Annotated in this window: 28 protein-coding genes; 27 read left to right on the top strand and 1 reads right to left on the bottom strand. The window is 59.8% G+C overall.

Features of this window, described 5'->3' with window-relative positions; translation table 11 throughout:
* Positions 1 to 29 precede the first annotated feature (29 nt).
* From HMPREF2565_RS11960 to HMPREF2565_RS11870, 19 genes are all read left to right on the top strand, one after another.
* The gene (locus HMPREF2565_RS11960) at positions 30 to 209 is read left to right on the top strand and encodes a hypothetical protein (protein ID WP_070516763.1); all 180 of its coding nucleotides are present in this window, start codon (positions 30 to 32) and stop codon (positions 207 to 209) included.
* Entirely contained in the window at positions 206 to 394 is a 189-nt protein-coding gene (locus tag HMPREF2565_RS11955) for a hypothetical protein (protein WP_070516762.1), read from the top strand. The genes HMPREF2565_RS11960 and HMPREF2565_RS11955 overlap by 4 nt, the downstream gene beginning before the upstream one ends.
* The gene (locus tag HMPREF2565_RS11950) at positions 378 to 791 is read left to right on the top strand and encodes a hypothetical protein (protein WP_071407452.1); all 414 of its coding nucleotides are present in this window, start codon (positions 378 to 380) and stop codon (positions 789 to 791) included. The genes HMPREF2565_RS11955 and HMPREF2565_RS11950 overlap by 17 nt, the downstream gene beginning before the upstream one ends.
* A complete protein-coding gene (locus HMPREF2565_RS11945) occupies positions 784 to 2,208 on the top strand; it encodes a DUF2800 domain-containing protein (RefSeq protein ID WP_246819156.1) in 1,425 nt (474 codons plus the stop codon). Before HMPREF2565_RS11950 ends, HMPREF2565_RS11945 begins: the two co-directional genes overlap by 8 nt.
* 184 nt (positions 2,209 to 2,392) lie before the next feature.
* Positions 2,393 to 2,980, top strand: coding sequence for a DUF2815 family protein (locus HMPREF2565_RS11940; protein ID WP_071407451.1), 588 nt, complete (start codon positions 2,393 to 2,395; stop codon positions 2,978 to 2,980).
* A gap of 77 nt (positions 2,981 to 3,057) precedes the next feature.
* A complete protein-coding gene (locus HMPREF2565_RS11935) occupies positions 3,058 to 3,465 on the top strand; it encodes a hypothetical protein (protein ID WP_071407450.1) in 408 nt (135 codons plus the stop codon).
* Positions 3,462 to 3,611 carry a hypothetical protein gene (locus tag HMPREF2565_RS13990; RefSeq protein WP_168162668.1) on the top strand — a complete coding sequence of 50 codons (150 nt, stop codon included), beginning with the start codon at positions 3,462 to 3,464 and terminating at the stop codon, positions 3,609 to 3,611. The genes HMPREF2565_RS11935 and HMPREF2565_RS13990 overlap by 4 nt, the downstream gene beginning before the upstream one ends.
* Positions 3,608 to 3,997 (top strand): hypothetical protein, encoded by a 390-nt coding sequence (locus HMPREF2565_RS11930; protein WP_071407449.1) that lies wholly within the window; start codon positions 3,608 to 3,610, stop codon positions 3,995 to 3,997. The genes HMPREF2565_RS13990 and HMPREF2565_RS11930 overlap by 4 nt, the downstream gene beginning before the upstream one ends.
* Positions 3,994 to 4,380: a hypothetical protein gene (locus HMPREF2565_RS14335; RefSeq protein ID WP_071407448.1), complete on the top strand. Its 387-nt coding sequence runs from the start codon at positions 3,994 to 3,996 to the stop codon at positions 4,378 to 4,380. Before HMPREF2565_RS11930 ends, HMPREF2565_RS14335 begins: the two co-directional genes overlap by 4 nt.
* Complete coding sequence (locus HMPREF2565_RS14330; protein ID WP_071407447.1) at positions 4,373 to 4,744, top strand: hypothetical protein; 372 nt, start codon at positions 4,373 to 4,375, stop codon at positions 4,742 to 4,744. Before HMPREF2565_RS14335 ends, HMPREF2565_RS14330 begins: the two co-directional genes overlap by 8 nt.
* Complete coding sequence (locus HMPREF2565_RS11915; protein ID WP_071407446.1) at positions 4,741 to 4,935, top strand: hypothetical protein; 195 nt, start codon at positions 4,741 to 4,743, stop codon at positions 4,933 to 4,935. Before HMPREF2565_RS14330 ends, HMPREF2565_RS11915 begins: the two co-directional genes overlap by 4 nt.
* Positions 4,936 to 4,938: 3 nt before the next feature.
* On the top strand, positions 4,939 to 5,274 hold the full coding sequence (locus tag HMPREF2565_RS11910; protein WP_071407445.1) for a hypothetical protein: 336 nt from the start codon (positions 4,939 to 4,941) through the stop codon (positions 5,272 to 5,274).
* Positions 5,267 to 5,617, top strand: coding sequence for a hypothetical protein (locus HMPREF2565_RS11905; RefSeq protein WP_071407444.1), 351 nt, complete (start codon positions 5,267 to 5,269; stop codon positions 5,615 to 5,617). The genes HMPREF2565_RS11910 and HMPREF2565_RS11905 overlap by 8 nt, the downstream gene beginning before the upstream one ends.
* Positions 5,610 to 5,957: a hypothetical protein gene (locus HMPREF2565_RS11900; protein WP_071407443.1), complete on the top strand. Its 348-nt coding sequence runs from the start codon at positions 5,610 to 5,612 to the stop codon at positions 5,955 to 5,957. The genes HMPREF2565_RS11905 and HMPREF2565_RS11900 overlap by 8 nt, the downstream gene beginning before the upstream one ends.
* Positions 5,958 to 6,126: 169 nt before the next feature.
* A complete protein-coding gene (locus tag HMPREF2565_RS11895; RefSeq protein WP_071407442.1) occupies positions 6,127 to 6,321 on the top strand; it encodes a hypothetical protein in 195 nt (64 codons plus the stop codon).
* Positions 6,318 to 6,734 carry a hypothetical protein gene (locus tag HMPREF2565_RS11890; protein ID WP_071407441.1) on the top strand — a complete coding sequence of 139 codons (417 nt, stop codon included), beginning with the start codon at positions 6,318 to 6,320 and terminating at the stop codon, positions 6,732 to 6,734. The genes HMPREF2565_RS11895 and HMPREF2565_RS11890 overlap by 4 nt, the downstream gene beginning before the upstream one ends.
* A complete protein-coding gene (locus tag HMPREF2565_RS11885) occupies positions 6,731 to 6,973 on the top strand; it encodes a hypothetical protein (protein WP_071407440.1) in 243 nt (80 codons plus the stop codon). Before HMPREF2565_RS11890 ends, HMPREF2565_RS11885 begins: the two co-directional genes overlap by 4 nt.
* Positions 6,974 to 7,268: 295 nt before the next feature.
* Positions 7,269 to 7,487, top strand: a complete 219-nt coding sequence (locus tag HMPREF2565_RS11875; protein WP_141745916.1) for a hypothetical protein — start codon at positions 7,269 to 7,271, stop codon at positions 7,485 to 7,487.
* Positions 7,488 to 7,578: 91 nt separating this feature from the next.
* Positions 7,579 to 10,110 (top strand): virulence-associated E family protein, encoded by a 2,532-nt coding sequence (locus HMPREF2565_RS11870; RefSeq protein ID WP_071407437.1) that lies wholly within the window; start codon positions 7,579 to 7,581, stop codon positions 10,108 to 10,110.
* Positions 10,111 to 10,413: 303 nt separating this feature from the next.
* Here HMPREF2565_RS11870 and HMPREF2565_RS14100 read toward each other — a convergent pair whose 3' ends face one another.
* Complete coding sequence (locus tag HMPREF2565_RS14100) at positions 10,414 to 10,704, bottom strand: hypothetical protein (RefSeq protein WP_071407436.1); 291 nt, start codon at positions 10,702 to 10,704, stop codon at positions 10,414 to 10,416.
* Between the two features lie 2 nt (positions 10,705 to 10,706).
* On the opposite strand from HMPREF2565_RS14100, the gene HMPREF2565_RS11860 reads away from it, so the two are divergent.
* The 8 genes from HMPREF2565_RS11860 to HMPREF2565_RS11830 all read left to right on the top strand — a co-directional run bounded on the left by HMPREF2565_RS11860 (position 10,707) and on the right by HMPREF2565_RS11830 (position 18,288).
* Complete coding sequence (locus HMPREF2565_RS11860; RefSeq protein WP_071407435.1) at positions 10,707 to 12,065, top strand: DEAD/DEAH box helicase; 1,359 nt, start codon at positions 10,707 to 10,709, stop codon at positions 12,063 to 12,065.
* Positions 12,062 to 12,544, top strand: a complete 483-nt coding sequence (locus HMPREF2565_RS11855; RefSeq protein ID WP_071407434.1) for a hypothetical protein — start codon at positions 12,062 to 12,064, stop codon at positions 12,542 to 12,544. The genes HMPREF2565_RS11860 and HMPREF2565_RS11855 overlap by 4 nt, the downstream gene beginning before the upstream one ends.
* Positions 12,545 to 12,776: 232 nt before the next feature.
* Positions 12,777 to 13,142, top strand: coding sequence for a hypothetical protein (locus HMPREF2565_RS13800; RefSeq protein ID WP_141745915.1), 366 nt, complete (start codon positions 12,777 to 12,779; stop codon positions 13,140 to 13,142).
* Between the two features lie 122 nt (positions 13,143 to 13,264).
* Complete coding sequence (locus tag HMPREF2565_RS11850; protein ID WP_070517521.1) at positions 13,265 to 13,600, top strand: hypothetical protein; 336 nt, start codon at positions 13,265 to 13,267, stop codon at positions 13,598 to 13,600.
* Positions 13,572 to 15,155, top strand: coding sequence for a terminase large subunit (locus tag HMPREF2565_RS11845; protein ID WP_071407433.1), 1,584 nt, complete (start codon positions 13,572 to 13,574; stop codon positions 15,153 to 15,155). Before HMPREF2565_RS11850 ends, HMPREF2565_RS11845 begins: the two co-directional genes overlap by 29 nt.
* Positions 15,148 to 16,485, top strand: a complete 1,338-nt coding sequence (locus tag HMPREF2565_RS11840; protein ID WP_070517525.1) for a phage portal protein family protein — start codon at positions 15,148 to 15,150, stop codon at positions 16,483 to 16,485. The genes HMPREF2565_RS11845 and HMPREF2565_RS11840 overlap by 8 nt, the downstream gene beginning before the upstream one ends.
* Positions 16,478 to 17,902, top strand: coding sequence for a head maturation protease, ClpP-related (locus HMPREF2565_RS11835; protein WP_070517527.1), 1,425 nt, complete (start codon positions 16,478 to 16,480; stop codon positions 17,900 to 17,902). The genes HMPREF2565_RS11840 and HMPREF2565_RS11835 overlap by 8 nt, the downstream gene beginning before the upstream one ends.
* Complete coding sequence (locus HMPREF2565_RS11830; protein WP_070517529.1) at positions 17,902 to 18,288, top strand: hypothetical protein; 387 nt, start codon at positions 17,902 to 17,904, stop codon at positions 18,286 to 18,288. The genes HMPREF2565_RS11835 and HMPREF2565_RS11830 overlap by 1 nt, the downstream gene beginning before the upstream one ends.
* Positions 18,289 to 18,295 lie beyond the last annotated feature (7 nt).

Genomic DNA, 18,295 nt, shown 5'->3' with positions numbered 1-18,295 from the left:
GCGCACGCAATTCTCAACCTAAGGACCGCATGAACACCCCAAACCTGATGCCGGCGCGCATCATCCCACCCCGTAGTCGCCTCGACGAGCTCATCGACCAGGCCGCAACCACCATGCAGGCCTACCTCGCTGCAGGGCTCACCGAGGATACTGCCCTCGCACTCACCGACATCACCCTCGACCGCTTCGACCAAGGAGCCCAACCATGACCACCAACAACGACCGCAACACCCTGCGCCGCTGGGCAGCAGCCAAACACATCACCAAAGCCCAACTCGAAGACCTGATTGAGAAGGGATACATCACCACGCTGGAGGACGGGTCACGCCGCTTGACCGTCCACGGCACCAACCTCATCACCGGAAAGGACACCAACAATGACCTGGATGAATAAGGATTTAACCCTCGACCTGCTCGCCATCGGTATTGATACTCTGCAGCGCACGTACGACCGCATTAAGCAGGAGCCGGATAGCGTGTCCCCGTGGCCTCAGGTGGAGGGCCCGCAGGCCGCGCCGGGGCCGGTAGAGCAGCAGTCGGCAGAGCCCGCGGCGCAGCCGGAGACTTCGGAGACCTCGGAGACTTCGACAGAACCCGAAGCCCAGGACAATGCTCTGCTCCACGAAGCTCAAACCGTCCTGCGCCAGATTAGTCTCGCGGAAGGCCCCGGATGGATTACCGGCGAGCTTTTCCCGCACTTCGGGGTTAAGACACTGACCGACGTGCCGAAGGACAAACTGCAGGAGCTCATCAGCATGGCCACCAAGCACAAGGAGGCTATGGATGAGTGAATACCAAGCTCTCCTTGCCATACCTGATGCCGTTGGTGATGAGGAGCTTGCCCACATTGAGGACGTCATCAACCAGGTCGGCATCACCCACCTAGAAGGTGGTGACGGGGTCATCCGTCGTATTGCCGGCCACCTCAACAAGAAGAGCATCCCGCTGGCGAACGAGGACGGTAACGGCCCGACGCGGATGCCGTTCGGCAAGGTGAAAACACTGGGGACTCTCGAAGAAGATGAACCCGAGCCTGCGGGGCATGCCGGGCGTGAGCATGCTGTGTTGTCTGCCTCTAGTGCTCACCGCTGGCTGCACTGCACACCAGCCCCCAGGCTGGAAGAGCAATACCCGGACAGTAGCTCTGATGCCGCTGCCGAGGGTACTGCCGCCCACGAACTCGCGGAGCACAAGCTCCGCAACCTCCAGGGCCTGCCCAGCACGTTGACTAGCACCGACTGGATATCTGAGGAGATGGACGACTACACCGACGATTACGTCGACAACGTGGTAGCTGAGCTCGACCGCGCGCAAAAGAATAGTCCCGCCGCGTTCCTCGCTATTGAGCAACGCCTCGATTTTAGCCACATCGTGCCGGATGGTTTCGGCACTGGTGATGCCCTCATCGTCGGTGATGGCACCATGACCGTCATTGACCTCAAGTACGGCAAGGGCGTGGAGGTTAGTGCGGTGGGTAATCCGCAGATGCGTCTGTACGCCCTGGGCGCGCTCACCCAATTCGGAATGATCTACAACATCGACCAGGTGCGGATGGTGATTTTCCAACCGCGCCTAAACAACGTCAGCGTTGACGAGGTCAGCGTGGGGGAACTGATGCAGTGGGCTGACACGGTGGTCAAGCCCCGCGCCCAGGCCGCGATTAATGGTGAGGGGGAGCTTCGTGCGGGGGAGTGGTGCCGATTCTGCCGACACGCCCCACAGTGCACAGCGCTGGCAGCTAAGTGCTTCGCCCCAATACCGAAGGAAGCGGACGAGGTAACCCCGGCAGCACCGGCGCCGGAAACACTCACTGACGACCAGATAGCCCAGATTGTTACCTGGTCTGGGGAGCTGAAAAAGTGGCTGTCCACGGTAGAGAAGTTCGCCTTGGATAAGGCCAACAGCGGGCATGCTTACCCCGGGTTGAAGCTCGTGGAAGGCCGCAGTGTGCGCAAGTACACCGACGAAGAGAAGGTTGCCGCCGCGGTTGAGAAGGCCGGCCACGACCCCTACGAGAAGAAACTGCTGGGTATCACTGCGATGACGAAGCTGCTGGGCAAGAAGCAGTTTCAGGACACGCTCGGCGACCTCGTCCACAAACCACAGGGCAAACCCACGCTGGTGCCCGAATCAGATAAGCGCCCAGCACTGGCAGTAGCCACACCAGAGACCGTATTCCAACCACTAGGAGGACCAACTAATGACTGAACAAGAAGCCGCATACCGCAAGATTCAAGCCATCTTCAACCCGTCAGGGGAGAAGTTCGGAGACGACCAGGAACCGGAGCCGGACTACCCGGACGCCGCCTAACCCCATTTTTGCCGCTGGTCGATAGACGATTAACCGGCACCACCCACCACCCACCCAATGTTCCAAGGAGGAACCACCACCATGGCCATCACCAACCGCGACGCCACCTTCTCCGCACGCCTCAGCTTCAACGACCTCTTCACCCCACGCGCACAAGCCGAAGGCGCAGACCCCAAGTACCAAGCGGTCCTCCTCATCCCCAAGACCGATGAGAAGACCATCGCAGCAATCAACGCTGCGATTGATGCCGCCGTCCAGGACGCCGTCACCCGCGGCACCATCAAGCAGGCGATTGACCCCGCCATGACCCAGTACCCGCCGCTGCGTGATGGAGACCGCCCGAAGAACAACGGTGAGCCCCGCGGCGACGCCTACCAAGGTCACTGGTTCATCTCCGCGAAGGCACCAGAGTCCCGCAAGCCGTTCATCGTTGACGGCAACGTGCGCCCCATCATTGACCAGTCGGAGGTCTACTCCGGCATGTACGTCAACGCTGCTGTGCAGTTCTACGTGTACTCCAACTCAGGCAACGTTGGTGTTGCCGCATCCCTGAGCGGTATTCAGAAGGTTAAGGACGGTGAGCGCCTGGGCGCTGAGCCCACCACCGCAGAAGACGTGTTCTCCGCGCTCGGCGGCGGCGCTGCTGCGTCCCCGAACCTCGGCTTCTAAAAGCCAATCTCGCCCTTGGCGCCTGCCAGGGGCTTCAAGCTTCCACACGACAACTCAATAAAGAAAGACACTCCACAATGACCGACTCTTTCGCCTGCATCGCCAACGGCACAGACCGGCGCTTCACCCACCAGGGCATCAACTGCATGACCCAGATGGGACCGTTCAGCATCAACGGCTACATCGAACTACCCGAAAACCACCCATGGCTTAAGGAAGAAGACCTGCAATTCTTCGACGACGTAGAGGCGCATGGCGGATTGACCTACCACGAGGGGCACATCATCGGCTTCGACACCAACCACGCTGGGGACTGCCCACATCCCGAAGCGGAATTCTCAGGACAAATCAAGACGTTTCCCAATATCAGTTTCTTCTCCGGTTTCGCCGGCATCGCCCACATCTGGACGTGGGAAGAAGTCGAAGCAGAAACCCGACGCCTGGCAGAGCAGGCCGCCAACACTCTCAAGGAGGACCAGCAGTGACTTTGCGTGAAAAATTCTCGCAGTGGCTGGAGGAGGAGCCTTTTGACTTCATCCTCCTGACCTGCGTCCTGGTCGCGGCCATTCTGGTCGGCATCCTGACGATATCCGCCATCATGCTCGTCACAGTCATAGGGGGCCTGCAGTGACCGCTGATGACTACTGGGAGTTGCGCCGTGACATCCGCAAAGACGATGAAATCCTCTACGACGAGCGCTTCACCCCACCATCGGAGAACCCCAACAACTGGCGAAACAGGCAGCATGCCCCCATCATGCTCGGCCCGCGTGACGAGTTCCTAGTCATTGGTGCGGTTCGCTACGCCAGAGGCCGTGCCACCTACGTCGTGCGGGAAACCGTGGACTGGGTAATCAAACACTGGCACCAACTCTCGGACAACACGCGGTATGTCATCGCCCGCGACGTGCGCGAGGAATGCGAATACCGCGACAACACTCCCCGCAGCGTCCTCAGTGAAATCGACGACCCCGACTGGCAACGACTACTCAACCACATCAAGGAGAGCAAAAGATGACCAACCCGTTCGACTGCATCGCCAACGACAGCGCCCGCTACTTCGCACACCGGGGAATCAACTGCATGACGCAGCTGGGGCCGTTCACCATCAACGGATACGTTGAGCTGCCAGAGCGCCACCCATGGCTTGATTTTCCCGACACGCTCGAACTGCACCCCGACATCGAAGTACATGGCGGCATCACCTACCACGAAGGTCGCGTCATCGGCTTCGACACCAACCATCTTGGGGATGGACACCACCCCGGCGCTGAGCACGCCTGCCTAACAGGCGACTCTCTGAACATCCTCGGGGGCATCCCCCATGTCTGGACATGGGAGGAAGTCGAAACGGAAACACGACGCCTAGCAGACCAAGTAAAGGACACCACCAATGAGTAACCCAACCCGCCAAGAAATCATCGACGCACACGAGGCCCTAATCGAACTCTGTGGACTGGCTGAGGACCTAGCAGTCACTGAGGCACAGGCTCGACAGGTATGGAAGTATCACTCATCCATCCGTGCAGCCCTGCCACCCAAGCCACAACCCACCATGGCCGAGGTCGAATGGGACGATGACCTGCATTATCTCGCGGAGGCAACCCATCCCGTGTACGAGACAGTGCTCATGCTGGGGCCGTACATGGACGGCACGATTAAGTTCCTTGCGCTTAACCGTGCCGATAGTAAAACTGTCTGGGGCCAACCCGAAAACCTCATCCCGACTGGCAAGCGCTACACACTCACAGAGGTGCAGGAATGACTATTCTCGCGATAATTCTTGCGGCCGTAGCAGCATTGGGGTGGCTCGCCACGCTAGGAACGTTGATATACGGGCTCATCACCCGGCACCGCTTTATCGAGGGGATGTTTATAGCTCTAATCATTGTCACGCTCGTGGCAGCAGGCGCTTTTACCGGAGCTGCGTCACTACTCGGATACGAATGGGAGTAAAACATGACTGACTTGAGTACCACCAACCTCCAGCGCCTGCTAGACCAGGCCGCGCCCGGGCCGTGGACGGCGCTAGCCACGTACGACGATGGAGCGCCGCGCCCGGATACGACACGCGAAATGAGGGCTGCTGGCGAATACCTCGGGATTATGCATACCCCGAACGCAGAACTCGCCGCCCTCGCCCTACCACTCGCGCAGGAAGTGATCCTCCTTCGCGTGCGTATTGAGGGTCTAATCACTGCAATGGAGAACAAAGCCGCCGCTGGAGAATCCCCATCACCCGCAACCATCGCCAGCTACCTGAAAGAAAACGTTCTAGGAGACCACGATGGATAACCACGACCGGGCCGAAAGAATCATCGCCCACGGTATGAAAAACGGGGACAGCCCCGCACGCATCACCAAGCACCTAGCCGACTACGGGCTACTGGCTGAAGACCTCCCAGAGCCATGCATCTACCCCGACACCGGGGAACACGAATGGCACATGGACGACGGCTACGTAGGCCTGGAGGACGGCATCATCCACGTCATCCACGATGAGACCGATGAAGACTGGGAACCCGAAGAGTTAGACCCTGACCCTGGTGAGCTCCGCTTCTCCAACACCACCAAGGGGCGTGAGACTGCCTACGCAATCCTCGCCGCCTGCGACCTAAAGGACACACAAGATGACTAATTTTGACCGTGCCGGGCAGGTCATTTACGACGAGGTTAGAAAAACGTGGGAGCGCGGGGAAATCCTCACAGCGGCAGGCGAAGCAGAGCGCCTCGCCAACGCCCTCGCCGACGCGGGACTCCTCGCACCAGACCTGCCGGAGGCGAACGCCCCAGACATTTTCGTACCCGACGGCAAGGGCTGGCTGCTCGACGACGAAAACGGCCCTGTTGTGTGGACGGCACCTGGCGGGCTGGTCATGGTGCAGCGCGTCGAACCCGGCGACCTCACACCAGACGAAGCCCACTTATTCGCCCTCACCGTACTGGCCGCAGCCCAATACTCGAAGGGGAAAGCATGACGTATGGCCCGTGGCACCGCTGGTTCGCCTGGCACCCCGTCCGCACACGGCAGCACGGCTGGCGGTGGCTCCGCACTGTAGAACGCGCCCTGCACTACCCGCCTGACATCCCCTTCGCACCCGCCCCGTACTGGGTATACCGCCCAACCCCCAACAACAGGAAAGAAACATGAGCGAGACCAAAGAAGTCATCCGCATCGTCCTCAAGACCTACTTTCTCGCCGCCCTCATGATGCTGCCCACCGCTAACGGCATCCACCAAGCAGCCCAAGGCCACATCGCGCTTTCCACCGTCATGCTGGCATCCGGCCTCGTGGGGGCCATCGTGACAAACATCAGCCTCAAAAAGGAGCTAGACCAATGACCACCCTCGCAGACATGACCCCCACAGAGCGTGCCGAATGTGTCGGTATGTGGGGCAACCATATATTTTGGGGCCAAGTGCTCATTTCAATCACTGACGGCGTGCAATTTCGCGGCGTAAATGTGGAGGTCATTCGCTTTATTGATGGGCGACCCGTGCGCGAATGGGCAAGCACGAGTGAAGTCACCCCGCGCCCCGACCTGCCCCGCGCCTGGGCACCAGACGGCACACCACCAGCAGGGGAATGGGAGTATGTACCAGAAATCTGGAACCCGTGGCTTGACGATTGGCGCCCCATCGACGATGCCACCACAAACGAGATAGCAGCCGAAGCGTGGATGGGGATGGAGCAGTTCAATGACGAAGGGGGTCGCGTTCGGAAACGCTGGGTAGGAAGTTGGGAAGAGGCATGAATCAGGTAGTCCCGGCCTACGTGTTCCAGGCCAAGCTACGTAAGGCCACCGCACGGGAGCGGTTCGAGGAGGAAAACCAACGCCTTGAAGCGAACACGCGAGCCACCAGGTGCTGTGAGTTCATCACCACCGGAGCGCACCCAGAGCACGACACCCACCTATGCCTCCGCAAGAAGGGGCACCAGGGCTACCACCAAGACAAAAACACCGGCTTTAGCTGGAGATGGGAGGAAGAATGAACCGCTGGAGAGTCACTAAAGCGTACAGCCTATGGTACGCAGCCGAACGCGGATGGGAGCGCGTTGAATCATTCCCAACCTGGGCTAAGGCCATGGCATACGCCGACCGTAAATCTCGACTAGCCCCGGGCATCACCATCGAAGACCCCAGCGGCCAATTCTGTGACCTCACCGCCACCAACAAACGAGAGTACGTTCACCTCAAATCATGCGGCGACACCTTTAACCTCGCACCACACGAATGGAAACCACTAGCGCTCTTCCTACTCGATGTAGACCACCTGGTGGGGAAAGCATGAGTCGCTGGAAAGTAAGCAAAATCGGCGTCATGTGGAGCGCCGAAGACTACGACGGCCGCAACTACGAACTATTCCACCAATGGGACGAAGCCATGCACTACGTCGACCACATGACCCGCACCATCAAAATCCACATACCATCCGAATTCTCATTCACCCCAGCACAACTTAAACAAATCGAGACCCTACTCACCCCCGCCATAGAAGGAGGGTGACCACGCACCAATAAAACCGCAAGGCCCCGCATAACCACGTGCAGGGGCCCTTTTTTAATACCCAACGCAACCCCGTGGAGGAGAACACCAAATGAAAAACCGCGAGCTCAAAATCGCCACCGCCACCACCCGCACCTCCTCCCTCTGGACCAACCAGCTCACCACCCTCCAAGACCTCACCGCGCGCGCCTACGAGCCCATCATCGTCAACTGCACCAAAAACGAATACCGCAGCCTCCCCAAAGCAGAGAAGGACAAGCACAAAGACGTCGGCGGCTTCGTTGGTGGCCACCTCAAGCACGGCAGGCGCCGCAAAGGACACATCCTCACCCGCAGCCTCATCACCCTCGACCTTGACAACATCCCCGAAGACGTCGACCTCGCCCAGGTGCTTGCCGACACCCTGCCGTACGCCTGGCTCGCACACACCACCCTCAGCCACCTAGATACTGAACAACGCTGGCGCATCTGGGTATGGCTGACCCGCGACGTCACCGCCGACGAATACGGCGCCGTCGCCCGCCGCGTCGCCCAAGACATCAACCCCGGGCTCGCATGGTTCGACCCCACCACCTTCGAACCAGAACGCTTCTTCTACTGGCCCGCCACCCTCGAAGACGGCGACTACCACGTCGAAATCAGCTCCAAGAAAGAAATCCTCAACCCCGACAACTACCTCAACAGGTACGACACCTGGCAGGACGTCACCACCTGGCCCGGCGTCACACCAGACGACGCCAAAGCCATGCTCGGCACCTCCAAGCTCGACGACCCGCGCACCAAGCCTGGCATGCTCGGCGCCTTCAACCGCGCCTACACCATCCCCAACGCCATCAACACCTTCCTCGCGGACGTCTACAAGCCTGGCACCACAAAGGACCGCTACACCTACACCGGCGGCTCATCCTCCAACGGCCTCATCGTCTACAACGGTGGCCACTACGCCTACTCCCAGCACGCCACCGACCCCGCCGCCGACGGCCACTCACACTCCGCGTTCGACCTCGTCCGCATCCACCGCTTCGGCGACCTCGACGCAGACACCACCCCAGGCACCCCAGCCAACAAAAAACCCAGCTACCTCGCCATGATGGACCTCGTCAACAACGACCCCGGCGCCAAAGCCGAAAACGCTAAAGCCACCGCGGCGAAAATCAACGACGTTTTCCAGCCCATCACCGAGGACCAGGACGCGCGCGGCGAAGAGGACGACACAACACCACCCGAGGCAGGGGACAACACCACCGAGGCAGGGGAGAAGCAGGACACCGCCACCTGGCTCACCCAACTCGAAACCAAAAAAGATGGCGGCTTCAAAGACACCATCGGCAACTTCGAACTCATCCTCACCCACGACCCACGCCTCAACCACATCGCCTGGAACGCCCACGCCAACCAACTCCAAATCCAAGACCCCCAAGCCCTCCCCTGGGACCAACTCACACCAGGATGGACCGACAACGACGAAGCCATGCTCAAAACAGAAATCGCCCGCACCTACCAAGGCCTCTACGCACCAACCAAAATGCACGACGCCCTCATCTCCACCGCCACCAAACGCGCCTTCCACCCCGTCCGCGACTACTTCAACCACCTCCCACCATGGGACAAAACACCACGCCTCGACACCCTCCTCATCGACACCCTCGGCGCCGACGACACCCCATATGTCCGCGCAGTGACCCGCAAAACCTTCGTCGCAGCACACCGCCGCACCTTCCAACCCGGCTGCAAATTCGACCAAGTCCTCACCCTCGTAGGCCCACAAGGCGCCGGCAAATCCACAATCTTCGCCCGCATGGCCAACCCATGGTTCTCCGACAGCCTCACCATCACCGACATGAAAGACAAAACCGCCGCCGAAAAACTCCAAGGCAACCTCATCGTCGAACTCTCAGAACTCGCAGGCATGCGCAAAGCAGAAGCTGAACCAGTCAAAGGCTTCATCTCCCGCACAGAGGACAAGTACCGCCCGGCCTACGGGCGCACCGTTGTCACCTACCCACGCCAAGGCATCATCGTCGGCTCCACCAACGCCGACGAAGGGTTCCTGCGCGACACCACCGGTAACCGCCGCTGGTGGCCCGTCCACGTCACCGGCCAAGGCTGGCTCGGCAAACCACACGACCTAGACCAAGCCACCATTGATCAACTCTGGGCCGAAGCCCGCTACCGCGACAAGCAAGGCGAAAAGCTCTATCTCACCGGCGACCTCCTCCACCAGGCAGAGCACATCCAAGCCGAAAGTGTGGAGGCCGACGACCGCATCGGCATCGTCCAGGAATACCTCAACAAAGTCTTGCCCGGGAACTGGGACGCTTTGCCGCTTAACGTGCGGCGCGTCTGGCTCGACGGCGGAGGACTGCCAGACCATCTACGCCACGGCGGCCTCGCCGACGATTACTACACGCGCGACAGCGTGTCGAAAATCGAAATCTGGGCTGAATGCTTCGGACGCAACCCGGAAGACATGCGCAAGATTGACTCCCACGAGATCACCGCAATCATGCGCCAGATTGACGGATGGGAAGACAGCGGGCAGCGAGTGAAACTCCCAATCTACGGACAGCAGCGAGTATTCAAACGCACAGAATCTCGTTCAAATGTTCTACAAGTTGGATAGGTGACAAACCCTGTGGACAAAGCACATTTAACTTTGTCCACCCCTGGGACAAAGTGGACAAACAAAAACTTTGTCACACACTTTGTCACAGGGTAAAACCCGCATCAACCATTAAAAACACCCTCACTGTGACAAAGTGGACAAACTTTCTATTAAAAGACCCTGGAGAGAAACAGGGGATGTTATGTACAGAAACGTGCACATTACCTCTAAATTCAAGACCTAAATAGAAACGCTGACCGTTTTGTCCACGAAGCGCCCCAAGAAAGAAAACCAATGCTCGAACGCGAAGTCGAAAAAGCGCTAGTACACGCGGTCCGCAAACACGGCGGAATCGCCCCAAAACTCACCAGCCCCGCAAACGCCGGCATGCCCGACCGACTCATAATCCTCCCACCCGGCAAGGTCTGCTTCGTCGAACTCAAAGCCCCCGGCAAAAAACCCCGCCCCCTCCAAGTAAGACAGATGGCACGACTCACCCAACTTGGCTGCATGGTCCGCGTCATCGACCACCCCAACCAAATCCAACAACTCCTCCATGAAATTCAGCAGCAGCCTACTTTCAAACAACATTTGAAAGAGCCAGGACAGCACCCATGAAATACACCCCCCACGACTACCAACGCCACACCACCAAATTCATCATCAACCACCCCGAAGCCGCCATCTTCCTAGGAATGGGAATGGGCAAAACAATCTCCACCCTCACCGCCGTCAACGACCTGGTCCGCAACCGCTTCGAAACCCAAAAGGTTCTTGTCATCGCGCCCATTCGCGTCGCCCGCGACACCTGGCCCGCAGAACTGGAGAAGTGGGACCACCTGGCCGGACTTACCGTCAGTCCCATCATCGGAACCGCAAAACAGCGCGAAGCCGCCGCCACCAGGCAAGCCGACATCTACACCATCGGGCGCGAGAACATCCCCTGGCTCGTCAAGCACCACGGCAGCCGCTGGCCCTACGATATGGTCATCATCGACGAACTATCCAGCTTCAAGAACCCGCAAGCCAAACGCTTCAAAGCACTCAAGAAAGTTCGCCCGAAGATACACCGCATCGTGGGCCTCACGGGCACGCCCGCACCCAATAGCCTGCTGGATATCTGGGCGCCGTTCCGACTCATCGACAACGGCCAACGCCTCGGCAAGTACATCACCCACTACCGGGACCAATACTTCACCCCTGGCCGGCGCAACGGCACCATCGTCTACAACTGGAACCTGAGGCCCGGCGCGGACCAAGCCATCTACGACAACATCGGCGACATCACCGTCAGCATGCGCACCACCGACTACCTCCAACTTCCCGAAGCCACCCACCAACACATCACCGTCCAACTCCCCGCGAAGGCGCGCAAGCACATCGACACCCTCAAGCGTGACCTCGTCCTGGACCTCGACGACGACACCATCGACGCAGCCAACGCCGCCACCCTCAGCTTGAAGCTGCAGCAACTCGCCGGCGGCGCCATCTATAACGAGGCCGGTGATGACTACATCACCATCCACGACGAGAAGATTCAGGCGCTCACCGAACTCGTCGACCAAGCCGCCGGCAACACCATGCTGGTGTGCTACTGGTTCAAGCACGAACGCGACCGCATCCTCGACGCCATCCCCACAGCGCGCGTACTCGACACTCAGCAGGACTTCGAAGACTGGAACGCCGGCAAGATTCCGGTCGCCCTCATTCATCCCGCCAGCGCGGGCCATGGCCTCAACCTTCAAGCCGGTGGCCACATCATGGTTTGGTACACCACTCCCTGGTCACTGGAGCTCTACGAGCAAGCCAACGCCCGCCTACATCGGCAAGGCCAAACAGAGCCTGTCAGCATCATCCACATCGACACCGCCGATTCGATTGACCAGACCGTCCACCAGGCGCTTACCCGCAAAGACACCACACAGCAAGCACTCATCACCGCAGTCAAAGCCCAACTCGAGGAGGCAGCATGAAACAAACAGATGAATTCCAACTCCGTGATACCGCCCGCGAACTCGCCGAGCTCTATGTGGAGATGCACCGACTCAAAGACACCGCACCAACCCCACCAGAGGTCAAGACCAGGAACAGTATCAAAGGCGCTGGCCCAAAGTCACCAGGCAACTGGCTGTGGATGTACCGCTACGTGACGATGGAACAAAACCTCCGTGAGCTATGCCTCAATGCTTTTGGCGCCGACGGCATCCATGTACGCATCACCGAAGCCGACTTCACCGCCCCACGCCTGTGCGGGCTCATCGCCTGGCACGCCCAACCATTGTCCGAGCTGGACTGGGCGGCCGACCTGCTGCAAGAGCTCGACGACCAGGCGCGGATGATTAACCGGTGGGTCAACCCAGCTGACCAGGCTGCCGCACTGCTGCGAAGTGCGAGGGTGAAGTGGCATCTTGTAGAGAAATACGGTTCAAACCTTGACATGGGCCGGGATTAGAATGATAGGCTTGCGCTGACGTAAGAACCCCGGCAAGCGCTGGGGTTTTCGTCGTTTTAAGCCCCCTGGCACTTCCTGTGTTTCCTAATGGTGATTTGTGAGTCAACCCGCCAGGGGCTTCTAGTCTTACCGCCTGCCTCACTTCCGTCCACACAAGGGTGCCGCTATCCCACCCTGAGGCGAGGCCACCGGCTCACGACCGGAGTAAGACACCAATCGGAGGAGGTGGAGCATGCCATCGAAGGGTACAACCGCCGAGCGGGGATACGACAACGCACACAAAGTCAATCGCGCCCGCATGCTCTACAACCTCGTTGATGGCACCAAGTGCACCTACTGTGGCAAGCCAATGTACCGAGAAGCAGCCCTGAACTTTGACCAGGCGCCGCTGGAAGCCGACCACAAGCATGGAGATAAAACGAGCCCTGCTTACAGGCTGATCCATCGACGGTGCAATCGGTCGATTGCGAATCGCTGGGTTGAGCATGGGCCTGGTTGGTATGGCGTGGATGAGTCGGAATCTAGACCAAAAAGCCCGAAAAAGCCCGAAAAGGCATGTGACCTGCGAGAACGGTATGTTATCGAATGGTCGTTCTAATAATTAGTGGGGTGCACCAATTATTCCGGGGTTTGCCCACGACTCCCCCCTTCCGGCCCTTGCTCGCGAGCTTTTCTTCAGGCATTCGAAAAGTTGTGTGTTTGACCAGCTAGGAGGCGACGATGGAACATAGACCAATTGAGGAATTCAGCCCCGGCGGCCAGGCGCTCTACCAACACCTGACAAATCCCAACAATGACGCCTCAACACAGGCGTTGATTGTCGAGGCAGCCCGCACGAAGGACCGCCTGGACCGGTTAAACCGGATTACCAGCGGCGACGAGGACACATGGTGCCGCATTTTTCATGGTGAGGGCGAGATTGTCCTGAAGATGGACACCGCGGTGTCGGAGCAGCGCCAACTAGCGACGGTTTTTCGCCAATTGCTGGCGGAGATTCAGAGGAGGCAAGGTGACCAGGTCTCTAGTGATGAAGAGGACGGATTCGCCGGACTCTGATTTCAACGCTGATTACCGCTCCGAGCTTGAGATGGAGTTCCCGGAGCTCGAAGGGCGCCAATCACCGCAGGTATTAGTGAGGTGCGAGGGCGGGGACTTCACGCACGGCAGGAAAGCTATCGAGCTGGCGCGCCGCTTCGGCATTATTCTGATGCCGTGGCAGCGTGAGCAGGTGCTGTGGTCGTTGGCTGTCGATGAGCATGGCCGGTGGCTACACACCGACGTGGTGTTGTTGTGCCCGCGGCAGAACGGCAAGTCGCTGGTGCTTGAGGTCATCATGCTGTACCGCATGTTTGTGCTCAATCATCAGATTGTTTTCTCGGCGCACCAGTGGCGTACCGCGAAGTCGATCCGTAATCGCCTGTGGCGGCGTATTAAGTCGCGCAAGTGGGCGGAGCGCCGCATCGTTCGTAACACCGCGTCGGCTGGTGAGGCTGAGATGGAGACCGCTGAGGGCGGCAAGATTCAGTTCACGACACGGTCGAACGACATGGGCCGTGGTTTCGATGAGATTGACTTGCTGTTGCTGGATGAGGCGTACAACCTTGAGTCCGGCGAGTTGGATGCGGTCGCCCCAACCCAGTTGGCTGCGGCTGACCCGCAAACGTTTTATGCTTCGTCGGCGGTGAATCGCGATAAGCACCCCAAGGGCGCGGAGTTGTCGCGTATTCGCTACCGGGCGTTGAGTGGTGCGGCTGAGGGCATGCTGTTCTCCGAGTTCTGCGCGCCGCCGGATGCGGACCGTGATGACCCGCGGACCTGGATGCTGGCGAACCCATCGTATGGGTTTCCGAAGCTGGTGGATGCGAAAAAGATGCGGTCGATGCGTTCCAAGCTGACGGACAACGGCTTTGATGTTGAGATGCTTGGCTGGGGGCGGTGGTACGAGTTCGGGTCGTCTGGTGATGAAGAGCTGATTGTTCCGCGCGAGGCGATGCAAGCACTCATCACACCGGAGCCTGTTTCGGTCGCTGACTGCGTCCTGGCGCTCGAGGTATCGCCCACCGCTGACCGGGTGGCGTTGGTGTCTGCTGGTGAGGCTGCTGGTGGTATTCATCTGCAGCCGCGGCCGGCCTCGGAGGCCGTGTTCTCAGTCGATGACACGGTAAAGGTCGTGGCCGAGTTTGTGGACCGGTACCGTCCGGCGGCGGTGCTCCTAGACAAGGATGCTACGGCGGGCGTGCTTGTGCCTGCGCTGCAGACTGTGGGGATTGACCCGGTGTTGATGAATGGCGCGTCGGTGTCGTTGGCTTACCGCGAGTTCAAGCAGGCCGTGATGGATGGGGCGATTTCGCTGGACTCGTCCGAGTTGTGGATGGAGCAGTTGGAAGTTGCCCGCGGCCGCCAGGAGGGCGGTAAGTATCCGGCGATTGACCGCTACTCGGGTGATGTGTCGGAGCTGGTGGCTGCCACGTTCGCGCTGTGGGGGCTGCAGCGGTGGTTGGTGGAGTCCCGTGAAGGGGCTGGCCGGCCGGTTGAGGAGAAGAAAATGAACCCGCATGGTGTGTTGCCGATGTGGTCGAAGCGTAAGCAGGGAGGTGTTCTAGTTGCCTGACAATGTGCAGATTGTTCGCGAAGTTGGCCATGCCGCGGTGCCGCGCTTTAGTAAGCGTGTGGCGCGCCCCGAGGGGATGACGTGGGAGGCATTTCAGCGTGAGCTTGTGCAGATGCGGTTGACGGCGAAGATTGCGCAGGTTGAGAACGCGATCCGTAAGCCGATTGAGCAGGCCACGTGGTCGGTCGCACCGAACGGCGCCCCGCAGGAAATCGTCGACCTGGTCTCGCATGACCTTCGGCTACCGGTCGAGGGGGAGGAGGGACAGCAGCCGCGCCGCACGGGACGTGTGTCTTGGGATGAGCACTTGAAGGTTGCCTTGGAGGCGATTTTCACTGGCGTGGCGTTCTTTGAGCAGGTGTACGAGGTCGGGGTGGATGGTCGTAATCATCTGCGCAAGCTCGCCCCGCGCCCCAACCTGTCGATTCGAAGCATCGAGGTTGCTGACGATGGTGGCCTCGTTGGTATCCGCCAGCGGGGGATTAACGGCCACGAGGAGGTCTTTATCCCGGTTAGTCGTCTTGTGGCTTACCGGCATGGTCGGCGTGATGGCACGTGGGAGGGTGCGAGCGTGTTCGCCCCGGCTCGCGACAATTGGCTGGAGTTGCAGAAGCTGCAGAAGTTGAACTCGCTGGTGCTGCAGCGCAACGGCTTGGGTGTGGCCAAATATAAGGCTTCTCAGCTAACTGACCGTAGTGAAGTTAAAGCGGAGATGGAGGCAGGGCAGCAGCTTGCCGAGGAATACGCGGCCGGCTCAATCACCGGCTACTCACTACCCCCTGGCGCTGAGATGCCGGTGGAAGGTGTCACCGGCCAGCTGCCGGACATTCCGGCGTCGATGGAGTACCACGCCAACCAGATCGCTATCGCCTGCAATGCCACACACTTGAACCTGACAGGCGGGGGCGGCTCGTACGCGCTGGCCTCCGTGCAGCTTGGCGAGTTCATTCAAGGCTTGCAGTCGATGGCGGAGTGGATTGCTGATACTGCTTCGCAGCACATTGTGGAGGACCTGGTGCGGGTGGCGTTCCCCGAATATGAGGGGCCAACGCCGTTCATTACATCTACCAGGATTCAGGTTCAGAAGGACCTGACGCCGGGTGATATTTCGCAGCTGGCTGCCCAGGGTGTGCTGACGAAGGAGCCGAACCTGGAGCAGTGGGTGCGCTCGTCGTTCCGTATTCCGAAGGCCCGGTCGCTGTTTGAAGCACTGAAAGACAAGAAGACTCTCAGCGACGCTGAGGAGAAACTCGGGGTGTCGCTAACCCCAGATAATGAGAAGCCCCCATCTTCAGGTGGGGAAAACAGTGAGGAGGTGCCCAATGAATGACCTACTGATTTACGGGGATATTGGTTGGGAGAACACCGCTAAGCAGGTGCAGGAACAGCTCAACCAATTCGACGGAGAACCCGTCCGGGTGCGTATTAACTCCCGTGGTGGCGACGTGTACGAGGGCATCGCAATTCTTAATACGTTGCGCGCCTACGCCGGTGAGGTCACCGTCGTGGTGGAGGCCCTAGCGGCATCGGCGGCGTCGTTCATCGCTGTTGGCGTGGGTGGTCGAGTGGTGATTCGCCCGAACGCTGAGGTGATGATCCACAAGGCGTGGACGATGCTGTCCGGCAACGCTGACGACATTGAAAAGATGCGCGCTGACCTATCCCGCCAGGACGCGAAGCTTGCCGCTATCTACGCAGAGAAGGCCGGCGGAGAACTGGACGACTGGCTCGATGTGATGGCCGCGGAGACGTGGTACACGGCTGAGGAGGCTGTGGCTGCTGGCCTGGTGGACGCGATTGAGGATGCGAAGCAGCCGGTGGCGTTGGCCGCTGCGTATTCGGGCCGGATGGTTGCTGAGTTTCGGTATTCGTCCCGGTCTGCGGCGCCGCCGCCGACGATTGGTTGCCGGTCGGAATCGGCACCAGTAAACACTACGCCCAGTGATGGGCAGGAAGGAGATGCGATGAGCATCAAGAATCTCGCCCAGGAACTGGGTGTCGAGCCGGATGTGCTTCGTGAGAAGCTGTCCGGCTTTTTCAATGAGACCGTCGAGGTCTCCGGTCAGGTTGATGTGGCCTACCCGGAGGAGACCGCCGTGGCCCCGACTGAGCGCGTAACGGTCGAGCCGACCATTGCAAACACCGACGGCGAAGCTGGTGGCTCCCTGGGGCTGGCGTTCGCCGTATCTAATACTCCGGATGGGTGGGATATCACCGTGGACGAGTCCACCGGTGCGGTCACAGCCAAGGCTCCGGCTGGTGTGGAGCCGGGGGACACGGCCCCCGCGACCGTCACGGTGAATGACTCCGCTGAGGTGCCGGTGGCCTTCAAGGTGCGAGCCCTCGCCGACGACGATGAACAGCCGACTGGCACTGAAGACACGGAGACCCTGGCTGGGGCGGAGTCGCCCAACACCGTGACCCTTGACCGGGATACCTACAACCTGCTGGTGACTCAGGCCAAGCAGGGGGCACAGGCCGCGTCCGATAAAGCCCGTGAGGCCCGCATTGCCGAGGTGGATAACTGGATTGCCGAGGGTCGTGTCGCTGCGGCGCAGCGCGACAAGGTGCTGTCCGTTATGCACGAGAACGAGGCCCTTGCCCGCGAGGTGTACGGGTCGAACCCGAAGAACACTATCCCGATGACGGAGGCAGGCCACGTTGGTGCTGGCATGCCGAAGTCGAAGGCTGAAGAGCTGTTGGCGAAGGCCGACAGTATCCGCAACAACAACAAGAAAGGCTCGTAATGTCTAATCCGACTTTCAAGCATGGCCCGATTGGCTTCGATATCGCCACCGACCTCGACAAGTTCCGCGTCGTCGCCCTCAACCAGGACGGCAAGATTGCCTACGCCGACGGTAAGGCCGGCGCCCTGGGCGTTGTAACCGAAACCGGTCGCCTTGAGGCGAAGGAGCCAGGCGCGAAGAACATCGCCGTCCACTACGGCACCGCCGCCGTGAAGGTGGAGACCAACGGTGAGATTAAGGCCGGTGCTGCGGTGTACGCCGCCGCTGACGGCAAGGTATCCGCCACCGGCACCGTCAAGATTGGTGTGGCAATCCGCCCCACTGCTGACGGTAAGACCCTGACCATTCTTAATGGCCTGCCGACCGCGGGCCCTGATGCGGCCTAGAAGGAGC

The sequence above is a fragment of the Corynebacterium sp. HMSC072A04 genome, from assembly GCF_001809235.1.
GTDB classification, from domain to species: domain Bacteria; phylum Actinomycetota; class Actinomycetes; order Mycobacteriales; family Mycobacteriaceae; genus Corynebacterium; species Corynebacterium hiratae.
This window is presented reverse-complemented; position numbering and strand designations above follow the sequence as displayed.

Excerpts from the sequence above, each read along its gene's own strand:
- HMPREF2565_RS11960 (WP_070516763.1), top strand. The coding sequence starts at position 30 with ATGAACACCCCAAACCTGATGCCGGCGCGCATCATCCCACCCCGTAGT.
- HMPREF2565_RS11955 (WP_070516762.1), top strand. The coding sequence starts at position 206 with ATGACCACCAACAACGACCGCAACACCCTGCGCCGCTGGGCAGCAGCC.
- HMPREF2565_RS11950 (WP_071407452.1), top strand. The coding sequence starts at position 378 with ATGACCTGGATGAATAAGGATTTAACCCTCGACCTGCTCGCCATCGGT.
- HMPREF2565_RS11945 (WP_246819156.1), top strand. The coding sequence starts at position 784 with ATGAGTGAATACCAAGCTCTCCTTGCCATACCTGATGCCGTTGGTGAT.
- HMPREF2565_RS11940 (WP_071407451.1), top strand. The coding sequence starts at position 2,393 with ATGGCCATCACCAACCGCGACGCCACCTTCTCCGCACGCCTCAGCTTC.
- HMPREF2565_RS11935 (WP_071407450.1), top strand. The coding sequence starts at position 3,058 with ATGACCGACTCTTTCGCCTGCATCGCCAACGGCACAGACCGGCGCTTC.
- HMPREF2565_RS14335 (WP_071407448.1), top strand. The coding sequence starts at position 3,994 with ATGACCAACCCGTTCGACTGCATCGCCAACGACAGCGCCCGCTACTTC.
- HMPREF2565_RS14330 (WP_071407447.1), top strand. The coding sequence starts at position 4,373 with ATGAGTAACCCAACCCGCCAAGAAATCATCGACGCACACGAGGCCCTA.
- HMPREF2565_RS11915 (WP_071407446.1), top strand. The coding sequence starts at position 4,741 with ATGACTATTCTCGCGATAATTCTTGCGGCCGTAGCAGCATTGGGGTGG.
- HMPREF2565_RS11910 (WP_071407445.1), top strand. The coding sequence starts at position 4,939 with ATGACTGACTTGAGTACCACCAACCTCCAGCGCCTGCTAGACCAGGCC.
- HMPREF2565_RS11905 (WP_071407444.1), top strand. The coding sequence starts at position 5,267 with ATGGATAACCACGACCGGGCCGAAAGAATCATCGCCCACGGTATGAAA.
- HMPREF2565_RS11900 (WP_071407443.1), top strand. The coding sequence starts at position 5,610 with ATGACTAATTTTGACCGTGCCGGGCAGGTCATTTACGACGAGGTTAGA.
- HMPREF2565_RS11895 (WP_071407442.1), top strand. The coding sequence starts at position 6,127 with ATGAGCGAGACCAAAGAAGTCATCCGCATCGTCCTCAAGACCTACTTT.
- HMPREF2565_RS11890 (WP_071407441.1), top strand. The coding sequence starts at position 6,318 with ATGACCACCCTCGCAGACATGACCCCCACAGAGCGTGCCGAATGTGTC.
- HMPREF2565_RS11885 (WP_071407440.1), top strand. The coding sequence starts at position 6,731 with ATGAATCAGGTAGTCCCGGCCTACGTGTTCCAGGCCAAGCTACGTAAG.
- HMPREF2565_RS11875 (WP_141745916.1), top strand. The coding sequence starts at position 7,269 with ATGAGTCGCTGGAAAGTAAGCAAAATCGGCGTCATGTGGAGCGCCGAA.
- HMPREF2565_RS11870 (WP_071407437.1), top strand. The coding sequence starts at position 7,579 with ATGAAAAACCGCGAGCTCAAAATCGCCACCGCCACCACCCGCACCTCC.
- HMPREF2565_RS11860 (WP_071407435.1), top strand. The coding sequence starts at position 10,707 with ATGAAATACACCCCCCACGACTACCAACGCCACACCACCAAATTCATC.
- HMPREF2565_RS11855 (WP_071407434.1), top strand. The coding sequence starts at position 12,062 with ATGAAACAAACAGATGAATTCCAACTCCGTGATACCGCCCGCGAACTC.
- HMPREF2565_RS13800 (WP_141745915.1), top strand. The coding sequence starts at position 12,777 with ATGCCATCGAAGGGTACAACCGCCGAGCGGGGATACGACAACGCACAC.
- HMPREF2565_RS11850 (WP_070517521.1), top strand. The coding sequence starts at position 13,265 with ATGGAACATAGACCAATTGAGGAATTCAGCCCCGGCGGCCAGGCGCTC.
- HMPREF2565_RS11845 (WP_071407433.1), top strand. The coding sequence starts at position 13,572 with ATGAAGAGGACGGATTCGCCGGACTCTGATTTCAACGCTGATTACCGC.
- HMPREF2565_RS11835 (WP_070517527.1), top strand. The coding sequence starts at position 16,478 with ATGAATGACCTACTGATTTACGGGGATATTGGTTGGGAGAACACCGCT.
- HMPREF2565_RS11830 (WP_070517529.1), top strand. The coding sequence starts at position 17,902 with ATGTCTAATCCGACTTTCAAGCATGGCCCGATTGGCTTCGATATCGCC.